This is a genomic window from Stenotrophomonas sp. RIT-551 (assembly GCF_026241915.1).
Classification (GTDB): Bacteria; Pseudomonadota; Gammaproteobacteria; order Xanthomonadales; family Xanthomonadaceae; genus Stenotrophomonas; species Stenotrophomonas bentonitica_A.
Genome location: NZ_JAPJIU010000002.1, coordinates 207,674 through 221,137, shown reverse-complemented (window position 1 = coordinate 221,137; position 13,464 = coordinate 207,674). Strand labels below are relative to the sequence as shown.

Genomic DNA, 13,464 nt, shown 5'->3' with positions numbered 1-13,464 from the left:
CCGGTGGGTACCGGCCGTTGGCCGGTACCGGAAACGATCGCCACCTGCCGGCCGCTGGCCGGCTCCCCGCGATGCACGCGATCGGTAGTGCCGGCCGCTGGCCGGCTCCTCGGAATGCACGCGATCGGTAGTGCCGGCCGCTGGCCGGCTCCTCGCGATGCCCGCACTGGCATCTGTCAGATCTGTATGGAGCCGGCCAGCGGCCGGCACTACCAGATGTAACTATTTGCGCGACGCAGCAACGACGCGATTGTGGGTTAGGCTTGAGCGGATTCCGTTCCCGAGGCCAGTGCGTCGCAGATGAACGAGTACCGTAGCAGCATCGTTTTTGCCACTCCCGATATTCCCCTGCGCGACGATGTACGCCGACTCGGCGCACTGGTCGGCGACCTGCTCGCCGAGCAGGTCTCAACGCAGTTCTTCGACGATGTGGAACAGGTGCGTACGCGCGCCATCGCCCGCCGCGAAAGCGACGCCCCGCTGTCCGATCTCAACGATGCCCTGACCGGCCTGCCGCCGGCGCGCGCCGAAGCGATGGTGCGCGCGTTCAGTACCTATTTCCAGGTGGTGAACATCGCCGAGCGGGTGCACCGCATCCGCCGCCGCCGCGACTACCAGCGCGCCGGTACCGCCACGCCGCAGCCCGATGGTCTGCAGGACGCACTGGTCAACCTCAAGGCACAGGGCGTCACCCTGGACGAGCTGGCCGAGTGGCTGCCGCGCATCGACATCGAGCCGGTGTTCACCGCGCACCCGACCGAGGCGGTCCGCCGCGCGCTGCTGGAGAAAGAGCAGTTGATGGTGGCCAGCCTGGTCGACAACCTCGACGGCCAGCGCACCCCGGGCGAAGCGGCCGCTGACGCCGCGCGTTTCCGCATGGCGCTGACCGCCTCGTGGCAGACCACCGATTCCTCGCCCGTGCGCCCGACCGTGGAAGACGAGCGCGAGCATGTCGGCTTCTATCTGGTGCAGGTGCTGTACCGGGTGATTCCGGTGCTGTACGAATCGCTGCAGCAGGCACTGCTGGATACCTATGGCCAGGAACTGCCGCTGCCGCGCCTGCTGCGCTTCGGCACGTGGGTGGGCGGCGACATGGATGGCAATCCGAACGTGGACGCCGGCACCATCCGCAACACCCTGGATGCGCAGCGCCAGGCCGTGCTCGGCCGCTACCAGAAAGACCTGCTGCAGTTGGCCAGCCTGCTCAGCCAGTCCACCGAGCGGGTGGCGGTCAGTGATGAACTGCAGGCCCGCGTGGACCATTACAAGGCGTTGCTGCCCAAGGTCACCTCGCGCCCGCGTCATGCCGACATGCCCTATCGCCTGCTCAATGACCGCATGCGCGCGCGGGTACAGGCGACGATGGACGATGCAGAAGGCGCCTACGCGTCGCCGCAGGAGCTGACCGACGACATCGAGCTGATCCTGCGCAGCCTGCACGAGAACAAGGGCGACCATGCCGGCGGCTTCGCGGTGCGTCGCCTGCTGTGGCGGGTGCGCACCTTCGGCTTCCATCTGGCGCGCCTGGACGTGCGTCAGGAATCGAGCGTGCATGGTCGCGCGCTGGCCAGCGTGCTGGATGGGCAGGAGGCCTGGGACGCCGCCGATGCGGTCACCCGCGCGGCACGGCTGGCCCCGTTCGCCAGTGGCGAGCAGGCGCTGCCGGTGAGCAACGAAGAAGGCGGTGAGCGCCTGGACGCGGTGTTCGCGGCGCTGGCTGATGCCCATCACCGGCATGGGGCCGATGCACTGGGCAGCTACATCATCTCGATGGCGCATGACCGCAGCGATGTCCTCGCCGTGCTCGCCTTGGCACGTCGTGGCGGCCTGGTGGATGACGCCGGCGCGGTGCCGCTCGACATCGCCCCGCTGTTTGAAACCGTGGACGATCTCAAGCGCGGTACCGACACCCTGCGCGATCTATTGGCCGATCCGGTCTACCGCACGCACCTGGCCTCACGCGGCGATGTGCAGATGGTGATGCTCGGCTACTCGGACAGCGGCAAGGATGGGGGCATCGCGGCGTCGCGCTGGGGCCTTCAGCGCGCCCAGGTGGAGCTGTTGGAGGTCGCTGCCGAGAACGACATCCGCCTGACCTTCTTCCACGGCCGCGGCGGCTCGATCAGCCGCGGGGGCGGCAAGACCACGCACGCCGTGGATGCCTCGCCGCGCGGCAGCATCGACGGCCGCCTGCGCGTGACCGAGCAGGGCGAAGTGATCCACCGCAAGTACGGCATCCGTGCGCTGGCGCTGCGCTCGCTGGAGCAGTCCACCGGTGCGGTGCTGCGCTCCAGCCTGCGCCCGCGTGCACCGGAACCGCGCGAGGAACAGTGGCGCCCGGTGATGGACCTGATCGCGCAGAAGAGTGCGGATGCCTACCGTGTCTTCGTCGGCCAGAAAGACTTCATGCAGTACTTCCGGCTGGCCACGCCGATCGACGTGATCGAGCGGATGACCTTGGGCTCACGCCCCTCGCGCCGACTGGGTGAAGATGCCGCGTTGACCAACCTGCGCGCGATTCCGTGGGTGTTCGCCTGGAGCCAGGCGCGTGCCGTGATTCCGGGTTGGTATGGCGTGGGTAGCGGCCTGCAGGCGGCGATCGATGCCGGCCACGAGGACATCCTGAAAGAGATGGCGCGCGACTGGCCGTTCTTCAGCACCTTCCTGGATGACATCGCGATGGTGCTGTCCAAGGGCGACCTGACCATCGCCGAGCAGTTCTCGCAGCTGTCTGGTGCGTTGCATGGCCGTTTCTTCCCGCAGATTCAGCGTGAGCTGGAGCTCACCGCGCAGTGGATCCTTGTGCTGACCGGGCAGGATGCACTGCTCCAGCACGACCAGCGGCTGGCGCTGTCGATCCGCCTGCGCAATCCCTACATCGATCCGATCAGCGTGCTGCAGGTGGATCTGCTGCGCCGCTGGCGTGAAAGCGGTGGCGAAGACGATGACGTGCTGCGCGCGCTGGTGGCCTGCGTGAACGGTGTTTCGCAGGGCGTACAGAACACCGGGTAGGCCATGAAGGGGGAGTGCCGGCCGCTGGCCGGCAGCGCTTCTCAGACCCGCTCGACCAGATCACCTGGTGCAGGCGGATTGGATGCCAGCAGCTCCAGGTGGCGCTGCTCCATCTCCTCGCGCAGTTGGCGGCGGATCAACGCGGCGGCATGCCGGCGGCGTTCGTCGGCGGTCTCCAGCACGAGCGGCGGCACCGGGGTCGGCTTGCCCTCGTCATCCACCGCGACCATGGTGAAGAAGCAGCTGTTGGCGTGGCGCACGCTGCGCTTGAGGATGTCCTCGGCCACCACCTTGACGCCGATCTCCATCGAGGAGGTGCCGGTGTAGTTCACCGAGGCCAGGAAGGTGACCAGCTCGCCGACCGCGATCGGCTGCCGGAACATCACCTGGTCCACCGAAAGGGTGACCACGTAGCTGCCGGCATAGCGGCTGGCGCAGGCATAGGCAACCTGGTCGAGCAGGCGCAGCACCGCACCGCCGTGTACCTTGCCGGAGAAGTTGGCCATGTCCGGCGACATCAGCACCGTCATGGAGAGCTGGTTGGATTTGAATTCGGGCATGACTGGAGTGTAGCGCCGCTTGACCCATTGGTAGAGCCGACCGTTGGTCGGCTGGTCGCGCGCGGCGCGACGATGGGTCAAGGCGCCAAAACGACGACGGGCCGCTTTCGCGGCCCGCCGTTTGTTTCGCCGATCATTGCCGCGCTGCGCGCGGCCAGCCGACCAACGGTCGGCTCTACCCGCCGCCAGCCGACCAACGGTCGGCTCTACCCGTAAGAAAAGGGCCGCTTTCGCGGCCCATTTCTTACTTCAACTTCGCATCCGCGCGCAGGGCGGCGGCGCGATCGGTCTTCTCCCAGGAGAAGGCGGTTGCGTTGACCTGTTCGCCAGCACCGTTGGTGTAGCTGAACTCCTTCGCCTTGCGGCCGAAGTGGCCGTAGGCCGCGGTCTGCTGGTACATCGGGTGGATCAGGTCCAGCATCTGGATGATGCCGTACGGGCGCAGGTCGAAATGCTTGCGGATCAGCTTTTCGATCTTGTCATCGCTGATCTTGCCGGTGCCGAAGGTGGTGACCGAGATCGAGGTCGGCTCGGCCACGCCGATGGCGTAGGAGACCTGCACTTCGCAGCGGTCGGCCAGGCCGGCGGCCACGACATTCTTGGCGACGTAACGGGCAGCATAGGCAGCCGAACGGTCGACCTTGGACGGATCCTTGCCCGAGAACGCACCACCACCGTGACGGGCCCAGCCGCCGTAGGTGTCGACGATGATCTTGCGGCCGGTCAGGCCACAGTCGCCCACCGGGCCGCCGATCTCGAACTTGCCGGTCGGGTTGATGTGGAATTTGGTGCCCTTGTGCAGCCACTTGGCCGGCAGCACCGGCTTGATGATCTCTTCGCGGACGGCCTCGATGAGGTCCTTCTGCTTCACGCCCGGGGCGTGCTGGGTCGACAGCACCACCGCGTCGATGGCCGAGACGGCGCCGTTTTCATAGCGCAGGGTGACCTGGCTCTTGGCATCCGGGCGCAGCCAGGACAGCGGCGAGTTCTTCTTCTTGCGGATCTTGGCCTGCTGCTCGACCAGGCGGTGCGACAGGTGGATCGCGGCCGGCATGTAGCTGTCGGTCTCGTTGGTGGCATAGCCGAACATCAGGCCCTGGTCGCCAGCGCCCATTTCTTCGGGCTTCTTGCGGTCCACGCCCTGGGCGATGTGCGGCGACTGCTTGCCGATCAGGTTCAGCACGCCGCAGGTCGCGCCGTCGAAGCCGACGTCGGAGCTGTCGTAGCCGATGTCCAGGATCACCTTGCGGGTCAAGGCTTCCAGGTCGATCCAGGCGCTGGTGGTGATTTCACCGGCGACGATTGCCACGCCAGTCTTGACCATGGTTTCGCAGGCCACGCGCGCACGCTTGTCCTGGGTCAGGATCGCGTCCAGCACCGCATCGGAGATCTGGTCGGCAATCTTGTCCGGATGGCCTTCGGAGACCGATTCGGAGGTGAACAGGTAGCTGGACATCAGGCGTAATATCCTTTGATTCGGATGGAAAGATGGGCGCGAATGATACACGGCAAGTCGCGCGCTTGCATTGTGCGCCAGCGAGGGTTGCCCGTGGTTAAGCCTGCGTGCCCGTCGCAGGGCCCGGTGTGACGGGATTGAGGCCCAGCGTCACCGCCCAGTGTTCCACCAGCGTGACAAACGGCCGCCCGCAGCGGCACCTGCCCGAGAAGCATGCCAGCCGCACGCGCCTCACGAAGGGCGCGACGTGCATCCGAACTCCGCGAGCGTCACCGGCCCGTCGTCAAACCGCCATCGGGCTGTCGTCGCCGCAGGGCAGGCTTCGGCGCATCCGGCCGCCGGACCTGAGGAGCACGCCATGCACGACGTCGAGCAGCGCGACGCGCGGGAAGCCGCCAAACGGCCCGTGACGACCCTGGCGCCCCATCGGCGGGCCGTCTTCCTTTCCGATGTTCATCTTGGCTCACGCCACTGCCACGCCGCCGAACTGGCCAGGTTCCTGGCCGGGCTGCGCTGCGAGCGCCTGTATCTGGTGGGCGACATCATCGACCTGTGGTGGATGGCGCACCGCCGGGCCAGTTGGCGGCCGGCCCACAGCGAGGTGATCCAGGCCCTGCACGCGCTGCAGCGGGCCGGCACCCGGATCATCTACATCCCGGGCAACCACGATGCTTCGCTGCGCAAGGTCTGCGGGCTGATGCTGCCGGCCATGCAGGTACGCCGGCGGGCGATCCACGTGACCGCCGACGGACGGCGGCTGCTGGTCGTGCATGGCGACGACTACGACGGCATCACTCATTTCGGTGGCCTGCAGGAGCGCTTCGGCGACTGGCTGTATTACCGCATCCTGACCGGCAACCACCTGCTCAACGCGGTCCGGCGGCGGCTGGGTCAGCGCTACTGGTCTCTCTCTGAATTCCTCAAGAAGCGCAGCGGCGCGGCCGAACGCTACATCGAACGCTTCGTCCAGGCCGGGCTCGAGGATGTGCGTCGGCGTGGGCTGGACGGGATCATCTGCGGGCACATCCACCGCGCCGCACTGGTGGAGCGCGACGGGCTGATCTATGCCAACGACGGCGACTGGGTCGAGAGCCTGACCGCGCTGGCCGAGGATCCGGACGGCAGCCTGCGGCTGCTCGATCACACCGGGCAGACCCTGGCGGCGCTGCCCGGCAACGCCGCACTGGCCAGAGCTGCCTGAGCAGAACGGCATCAACGCGCAGCGCCAGGCCCGGCTGCTAGCATCGGCCGATGGACTCCCTCACCCAGATCGTACTCGGCGGCGCGGTCGCCGCCGCCATCGCACCGGCCGGCCATCGCCGCGCCGCCCTGTTGGCCGGTGCCGCGCTCGGCACCCTGCCGGACCTGGACGCGCTGCTGCTGGCGTTCACCGCCGCCGATCCGGTGGCGCTGATGGTCGAGCACCGCAGCTACAGCCACTCGCTGCTGGTGTTGCCGTGGGTGGCCGCGCTGATCTGGTGGCTGTTCAAACGCTTTGGTCACGGCCGGGTGGCGCAGGCGCCGGGCCGCTGGTTCTGGGCGATCACGCTGGCGCTGATCACCCATCCGCTGCTGGATGCCTTCACCGTCTACGGTACCCAGCTGTGGTGGCCGTTCACCCCGCACCCGACGATGTGGGCCAGCGTCTTCATCATCGACCCGCTCTACACCGTGTGGCTGCTGATCGCCTGTGCAGTGGCGTGGTTCGCGCGGGCGCGGCCGTTGGCGCAGAAGGCGCTCGTGGCCGGCCTGGTGCTCAGCAGTGGCTACCTGGGCTGGTCGCTGCTGGCCAAGCACAGTGTCGACCGCGAGGCCGACCGCGCCCTGGCCGCGATGGGGCTGGGCGATGCGCCGCGCTTCTCGGTGGCGATGCCATTCAACACGCTGCTCTGGCAGGTGGTGGCGATGACGCCCAGCGGCTACGTGATCGGCGAACGCTCGCTGATCGCCGACCGCGGCCCGATGACCTTTGAAGGCCATCCCTCCAACGTGCAGGCCCTGCGCCAGGCGGCCACGCTGCCGGCCGTGCAGCGCCTGAACTGGTTCAACCGCGGCTTCATGCGCGCGCAGGTGGTCGATGGCGAGCTGCGGCTGAGCGATCTGCGCATGGGCCTGGAGCCGGACTACACCTTCACCTTCGCGGTGGCCCGGGCCGAGGGCGGGGGCTGGGCTGCGATCACGCCACGACAGCTGCGCCCGGCGTATGAAGGGGAGCAGGGCAGGGCGATGGTGAAGCGCCGGTTCTCGGCGATGTGGCAACGCATCTGGCATGCACCGGCGAGCACCGAGGTGATCGCACCCAAGGCAGGTTGGACGGAGGCACCGTGACCGAACGGTTTGAAATGGAGATCAATGGCACGCGCTACACCCGGCTGGCCGATGTACCGCCGGAGTACCGCGCACTGTTGCTGGATGTGACCCCGGGTCGCTCCGCTGAGCAGCCGGCGGTGCCGTTGCGCGAGATCCTGCACAAGGCCAGGGCGCAGCCGGACCGCGCGCGTCAGCAGCAGGTGCTGCTGGAGGAACTGCACAAGGTCGACCCTGAGCGGGCGCGGCGCATGCAGAACAAGCTCACCGAGCGTAACCAGCGGCCGGCCACCGGCACGCTGGAAGTAGGCCACACGCCCACCGCGCGTCCGCGCGAAGGTGCCCGTCTCACCGCCGGCAGTGCGACGGTCGCCCCGGGTGATCGGGGCGGACTGGGCCTGTGGTTGCTGCTGGCCGCAGCGGTGGTGGTGACCGTGATCGCCTGGGTGACGCGCTAGCGCCGCCCCCCGGTCAATACACCGTCGCGCGCGCCTGCACGAAGGAGAAGAAGAACACCGCGTTGGGGTCGTTCTGGACCAGGCTGAACTCGCGGCGCATCCCGTCCACCGTCTCCTGGTCGACCAGGCCGGCTTCCAGCAGCGGATCGGCCGCCGACAACAGCAGTTGCTCCCAGAACGCGATCATCGTCTTGCGACGCGCCGGCTCGCGGTTGTCCAGGTGGATGGTCTTGATCTCGGTGTGCACGTCGCGGAAGCCGCCAGCCAACAGCAGGTTGCCGAGCTTGGCACCGACGAACGGATCGCCGCCGTGGTCGTACTGGAAATCGTTGAACGCCATCCAGTAGCGCCAGATGTGCGGCGAGTAAGGATCGAGCAGGAACGAGGCGTTCATCACTTCGGTGACATACACCGGCGAACCCGGGACCAGCACGCGGCGCACTTCGTTGAGCACCCGCGCCGGCGAAGGCACATGCTCCAGCACCCAGCACAGGAAGGCCGAATCGAACTCGCGCGCACCGAACGGCAGATTGCCGGCGTCGGCCTGCAGCAGGGTGTAGCGCTCGCGGCACCACGGGGTCTTGGCCAGGTTGGTGGCGGCAGTGGCCAGCTGCGCTTCGCTCAGGTCCACGCCGGTGACGTGCAGGTCCGGGAACCGCCGCAGCAGGATGTCCGTCTGTGCGCCCACGCCGCTGCCGACTTCCAGCAGGCGCGTTGCGCCGCCGTAGTCGATGCCGCTGAAGATGCTCGATTCGAACAGGCGCGACTGGGTGACCAGGCGATGCTGCTCGGTATCGGAAAAGCCGTGGAGATAGGTCGGTGCGGTGATCGGCGGGTTCATGACAGAAGGCTCAGGCAGCGGACGACAACGGCTCGCCGGCGGCGAGGGCGTCGAAATAGTCGGTGGTCAGGGCGACCTGGCTGGCGGCATCCTCGGCGCGGTTGACCACCGCACGGAAGGCGGCGTTCTCCGGCCGGTCCTTGGCGTACCAGCCCAGGTGTTTGCGCGCGATGCGCACCCCCTGCTGCTCGCCATAGAAATCGTGCAGCGCGCGCAGGTGGCCCAGCAGCAGATCGCGGACCTCGGTGACCGAGGGCGGCGCCAGCAGCTCGCCGGTGGCCAGGTAGTGCGCCACCTCGCGGAAGATCCAGGGCCGGCCCTGGGCGGCGCGGCCGATCATCACCGCGTCCACGCCGGTCTGCTTGAAGACCTGCGCCGCTTTCTGCGGTGAATCGATGTCGCCGTTGGCGACCACCGGAATGCGCAGCGCCGCCTTGATCGCGGCGATGGTGTCGTATTCGGCGGTGCCGGTGTAATGCTGGTCGCGGGTACGGCCATGCACGGCCAGCGCGGCGATGCCGCTGTCCTCGGCGATGCGGGCGATCAGCGGGCCATTGCGGTGATCGCAGTCCCAGCCGGTGCGGATCTTCAGCGTGACCGGCACGTCCACCGCGTTGACCACCGCGGTCAGGATGCGCGCGACCAGGTCTTCATCGCGCATCAGCGCCGAGCCGGCCCAGGCGTTGCAGACCTTCTTGGCCGGGCAGCCCATGTTGATGTCGATGATCTGCGCACCGTTGTCCACGTTGTAGCGTGCTGCCTCGGCCAGCTGCTGCGGCTCGGTGCCGGCGATCTGCACGCTGATCGGGTCCGGTTCGCCGGCATGGTCCATGCGGTGGAGCGACTTGCGGGTGTTCCAGAAGCGCGGGTCGGAGATGGTCATCTCCGAGGCCGCCAGGCCCGCGCCCAGCTGTTTGCACAGCAGGCGGAAGGGCTTGTCGGTGACACCGGCCATCGGTGCCAGCACCACGTTGGGCTGGATGTTGTAGGGGCCAATCTGCATGTGCGCATTGTAGTGCCGGCCGCTGGCCGCCAACCACGCAGGTACCGGTACCTGTTCAGGCCGATCCGGAAGGGTCTGATGCGCTCCGGTCATGAGCATATGCTTGACGATTGGTTCCGCCGCCCCCAGCGGCGGCGGATGCTGGGTGGTTACCGATCGTGCCGACCGCTGGCCGGGAATCGCATGATCAGGCGGGGCCTGCCGCGATTCTGGCGATCGTTCAGGGCGCCGGACCACACGCATAGGCCAACACCGCCAGATGCCGCCGCGGGTCGAGCCCGAGCAGGTCCAGGAGGGCGGCGTCGTCGAACGAGCCGATCGCGCAGCCGGCGGCGTTCATCGACGCCACCTGCTGCCCCAGCGCTCCCAGCCAGACTCCAGCCTCGATCAATACGAAGCGGCCGCCGCGCTCGCCGTATTTGGCCAGCGTCCCGCCTGGCTCGGCGATCAGGAACAGCACGGCCGCCGGCCGCTCCGGCCAGTCCACGCCCAGCAGCCCGGACAGCGCCGGCCATGCGGGGCAGGGCGCCACCGGTACCAGCGCGTGCTCGAGCGGGTCGTACCAATGGATGCCCGGCGCTGATGCGATCGCATCGTCGATGCCGTACAGGGCGGCATAGGCCTGGATCGGGTACTTGGCCCCACCGGATGGCAGACGCCGCGTGTCACTGTCGCCGGGCCGGGCCCGCAGCGGGGCCAGCACGCGCCCCAGTTCCTGCGCGCCCCACTGTGCATCACCGAAACGGCGGCCACTGCGGCGCTGCGCGAGGGCATCGCCGGGGCGTACCGGGTCCGGCAAGGCGACGCCGGCTGCTGCATGCAACGGCCGTGGCGGCGACCAGGCGCGTGCGGCATCTTCGGCGATGCGCGCGTGCATCACGTCTGCGCGCGCGGGATTGAGCTCGCCGTTGTGCCAGAACAGATGGAACAGCGGGGCATCGTCCCAGGGGGAAGGCGGTGACGGCATGCGGTCCTCGGGGATCAGCCCAATGGATGCGGGAAGGGGTTGGGAAACGCGCCGCCGTGCGGCACGCCGGGATAGCGCCATGCCACGTCCCGGCAGCGGCCACCAAGGAACGGCGCACGTTCGTCGGCATGCAGACCGCTGAGCTGTGGCGACAACACCCGCATCACCCGCAGGCCCGCCGCGGCCACATCGGCGGTGGTCAACTCGCGGTAGTACAGCGCGATGCCGGCACGGCCCAGCCGGCGTCGCAGCTGATCGAGCTCGATGACCGCGCGCGGCGCGGCGGACGGGATCGCCGCGCCCGGTAGTGGCAGCTGCAACGTGCTGCGGCCCGCCTCCCGCAGCAGCGGCAGCTGCGACCACAGCTCCGGGCGCAGGGTGTAGAAGGCGGCATGCTCGTCGAAGCTGCGCAGCGCTGCGGGTTCACGAGGCAGCCGGGCGCTTTCGCGGCCACACAGATGCGCGGCAAAGGTCAGTGCCTGCTGCCATTCCAGCAGCGCCTTGTGCAGTGCCTCGCCCGGATCGGCGCGGCAGGCGATGCCGAGGACGTAGCGGGGGCGGCCTTCGAAGGGAATGCCACCGGCGACCGCGATGACCGGGTGCGGATTCCAGTGCTGGGTCAGGTCGAACGCCTGCAGTTCACCACCGCGCGCGTCCACATGGGCGTGCCATTGCGCCGGCAGGGCGATTCGCCGGCCGGCCACGCCATTGAGCCAGGTGACCGCCAGTGCATCGCGCTCCAGCAGTTCCTGCGCCGCGCGCAACAGCGCCAGCCAGGCGCCATCGCGCCCATCCCGCCAGGCCGCCAGACCACTGGACGTCGATGGCAATCGCGCCTGGCCGCTGCGCGGCCCCAGTCCAACCAGCTCTTGCGGCACCCAGGCGACCCGGTTGTCGTCCAGCGCATGCACCGCAGCGAACAGGTCCTCGTCGCGTTCGGGCATCGGCCACGGGAAGTCCGGCATGGCGCGTTGGCTCGCCGAGAACAGCGCGAATGCCGATTCGTCCAGACGTTGTGTGGGCGTCAGCGCATCGCGACGACGCACTTCCAGGCTCGCCTGCGCCGCCGCCAGCCGCTCCAGCGCCTCGGCGACCGCGCCGTCGGCGGCCGCAGCTGCCTCCAGCGCGACTGCGCCCGAGACGCCCTGCCAGGGATTGGCCGGGTCGGCCGGCGTGGCGGCATTGTGTACGCGCCGTCCCTCGAACAAGGGGCCGGTTGCATCGCACGGGTTGGCCTCGATCGGCTGGGCCGGGCGCACCAGGCCACAGCGCGGACGCGCTGCGCCATGCAGCAGGTGCGACGACAGCGTGGGCGTTTCCGGCTCTGCCGCCTGCACGGCGGCGCGGCTCATTTCATCACGCTCAGCCAGAGCATCATCTCGAGCGCGCCTACGGCGAACAGGCCCAGCAGCAGCCCGATGGCGATGCCGATGCCGCGCCCGAGCGAACGCCCCGCGCGCTCGTAGACCAGGGCATAAATGCCGAGATACAGCCCGACGGCGACGAATAGCCCGAATATCGGGTTGGAGGTGCTGATGAAAATGCCGCCGCCGATCGCGGCCAGCGGCAAGGCGAACAGCCCCAGCAGTATCCGACTGGTGCGGCTCAGGCCGGCTGCCGGCATCACCGGTGCCGGTGCCGCCGGATGATCCGGAGTGACGGCGCTGGGCGGTTCCTGCGGCAACGCAGGTGGCTGGCCGTGGCGCTCGGTGGGGGTATCGACGGTGACGGGGGGGATGTCTGCGGCGCTGCTGATGGCGGCGGGCGCGACGGGTTCCAGCTTGCCCAGCACCACTGCCGACAGTACCGAGGTGCCGAGCAGGGTGACAACGCAGGAACTGCAGGTAGTCGATGTCGAGCCGCCACCTGCCGCGGCAAGGTCCTGGCGCGAGGCACTGGCATCGAACTGGGTCGGCAGGCGATACATGGGGTCACTCCGTTGACCGAGGCGGAAACGCCCGGCGCACGGCCCACATTATCACGGGCGCCCGGTGTCCCAAGGCAGCGGCAGCGGTGCAGGCATCGACATCTCACCGCCCTGGCAGGCGGGGCACCATGGCAGCCGCAGCACCCGGTCGCGTTCCCCATGCAGGCGATGCAGGTCGAGCCAGACGCTGCGTTCGAGATAGCCCAGCAACAGGTGCGGCTGATCCAGCAACGGCGCGACCAGCGCCGCGATCCGTGCCGGTTGCGTTGCGACTTCCGGCAGCGCGGGCACCACCGCTTCGCCCCAGCGGCGCAGTACGCGGTTGCCCAGGCAATACACACAGGCAGTCTGGCCGGGCACCACATAGGGTCCAAGCGCGAGGGTGTGGTGATAGCTGAGGTCCAGCAGCAGATGCGGCTGTGCCGGCATATGTGACACGTAGCGGGCCAAGGCCTGTTCCCAGCCGAGCCCGTAGCGGACCAGCACGAGGAGGTCGACATCGGCGGCGGCATCGACGCGCTGCAGATCCGCGCTGGCATGCTGGTCGAAGGCCTCGGCCAGCCCAGGCAGCGGTTCCCCGAGCCAATCCAGTGCATAGCGGCGCACAGGGCGCACCGCCTGCGACGGCACCAGTACGCCGAGGCGCATCAACTGGCGGACCGCCGGGCCACAGTCGGCATCGTCCTGCACAAGCGCCAGTGTGTCGTCCTGCCAATGGCCGAGGATGCGTTCGATGACCGTTGGGGTATCGGCCTCGTCGACCACATACAATTCGTCGGCGCCACCGGACACCAGCAGCAGCGGGCGCTGCGCATGGGTCTGCGAAAACAGGGCCCAGGCCGGATTGCGCGTCCAGCGCGGTGTGTCCGCGTGCGTACCTGCGTGGTGCTGACTGCCTGCTGCTGCCACTGCGTACAGTCCCGGTATCCGCGA

General features: G+C 68.5%; 12 protein-coding genes. 4 read left to right on the top strand and 8 right to left on the bottom strand.

The genetic code is table 11. The features are described 5' to 3' along the window. Positions 1–300: 300 nt before the first annotated feature. Entirely contained in the window at positions 301–3,012 is a 2,712-nt protein-coding gene (ppc, locus tag ORK51_RS03700; RefSeq protein WP_266084099.1) for a phosphoenolpyruvate carboxylase, read from the top strand. Positions 3,013–3,053: 41 nt separating this feature from the next. Here ppc and ORK51_RS03695 read toward each other — a convergent pair whose 3' ends face one another. Together ORK51_RS03695 and metK are read right to left on the bottom strand one after the other, a co-directional pair. Then, the gene (locus ORK51_RS03695) at positions 3,054–3,572 is read right to left on the bottom strand and encodes an acyl-CoA thioesterase (protein ID WP_026069660.1); all 519 of its coding nucleotides are present in this window, start codon (positions 3,570–3,572) and stop codon (positions 3,054–3,056) included. A 244-nt stretch (positions 3,573–3,816) separates the two neighbouring features. Next, complete coding sequence (metK, locus tag ORK51_RS03690; RefSeq protein ID WP_019182462.1) at positions 3,817–5,028, bottom strand: methionine adenosyltransferase; 1,212 nt, start codon at positions 5,026–5,028, stop codon at positions 3,817–3,819. 358 nt (positions 5,029–5,386) lie between these two features. Here metK and ORK51_RS03685 point away from each other — a divergent pair, with 358 nt between their 5' ends. The 3 genes from ORK51_RS03685 to ORK51_RS03675 are packed head-to-tail and all read left to right on the top strand — an operon-like array spanning position 5,387 to position 7,793. Beyond that, positions 5,387–6,229, top strand: a complete 843-nt coding sequence (locus ORK51_RS03685) for a UDP-2,3-diacylglucosamine diphosphatase (RefSeq protein ID WP_266084097.1) — start codon at positions 5,387–5,389, stop codon at positions 6,227–6,229. A 50-nt stretch (positions 6,230–6,279) separates the two neighbouring features. Continuing rightward, positions 6,280–7,356 (top strand): metal-dependent hydrolase, encoded by a 1,077-nt coding sequence (locus ORK51_RS03680; RefSeq protein WP_266084095.1) that lies wholly within the window; start codon positions 6,280–6,282, stop codon positions 7,354–7,356. Further along, positions 7,353–7,793, top strand: a complete 441-nt coding sequence (locus tag ORK51_RS03675; RefSeq protein WP_083279855.1) for a hypothetical protein — start codon at positions 7,353–7,355, stop codon at positions 7,791–7,793. Before ORK51_RS03680 ends, ORK51_RS03675 begins: the two co-directional genes overlap by 4 nt. Before the next feature lie 13 nt (positions 7,794–7,806). Here ORK51_RS03675 and ORK51_RS03670 read toward each other — a convergent pair whose 3' ends face one another. The 6 genes from ORK51_RS03670 to ORK51_RS03645 form a co-directional block, all read right to left on the bottom strand. Further along, the gene (locus tag ORK51_RS03670; protein WP_046273661.1) at positions 7,807–8,634 is read right to left on the bottom strand and encodes a methyltransferase domain-containing protein; all 828 of its coding nucleotides are present in this window, start codon (positions 8,632–8,634) and stop codon (positions 7,807–7,809) included. A 10-nt stretch (positions 8,635–8,644) separates the two neighbouring features. After that, positions 8,645–9,637 (bottom strand): tRNA dihydrouridine synthase DusB, encoded by a 993-nt coding sequence (gene dusB, locus ORK51_RS03665; protein ID WP_266084092.1) that lies wholly within the window; start codon positions 9,635–9,637, stop codon positions 8,645–8,647. A 220-nt stretch (positions 9,638–9,857) separates the two neighbouring features. Beyond that, positions 9,858–10,604 carry a SagB/ThcOx family dehydrogenase gene (locus tag ORK51_RS03660; protein ID WP_266084091.1) on the bottom strand — a complete coding sequence of 249 codons (747 nt, stop codon included), beginning with the start codon at positions 10,602–10,604 and terminating at the stop codon, positions 9,858–9,860. 14 nt (positions 10,605–10,618) lie between these two features. Then, positions 10,619–11,956: a YcaO-like family protein gene (locus tag ORK51_RS03655; RefSeq protein ID WP_266084089.1), complete on the bottom strand. Its 1,338-nt coding sequence runs from the start codon at positions 11,954–11,956 to the stop codon at positions 10,619–10,621. Beyond that, positions 11,953–12,531 carry a hypothetical protein gene (locus ORK51_RS03650; protein WP_266084087.1) on the bottom strand — a complete coding sequence of 193 codons (579 nt, stop codon included), beginning with the start codon at positions 12,529–12,531 and terminating at the stop codon, positions 11,953–11,955. The genes ORK51_RS03655 and ORK51_RS03650 overlap by 4 nt, the downstream gene beginning before the upstream one ends. A 51-nt stretch (positions 12,532–12,582) precedes the next feature. Further along, positions 12,583–13,440, bottom strand: coding sequence for a hypothetical protein (locus tag ORK51_RS03645; protein WP_266084085.1), 858 nt, complete (start codon positions 13,438–13,440; stop codon positions 12,583–12,585). Positions 13,441–13,464: the final 24 nt, after the last annotated feature.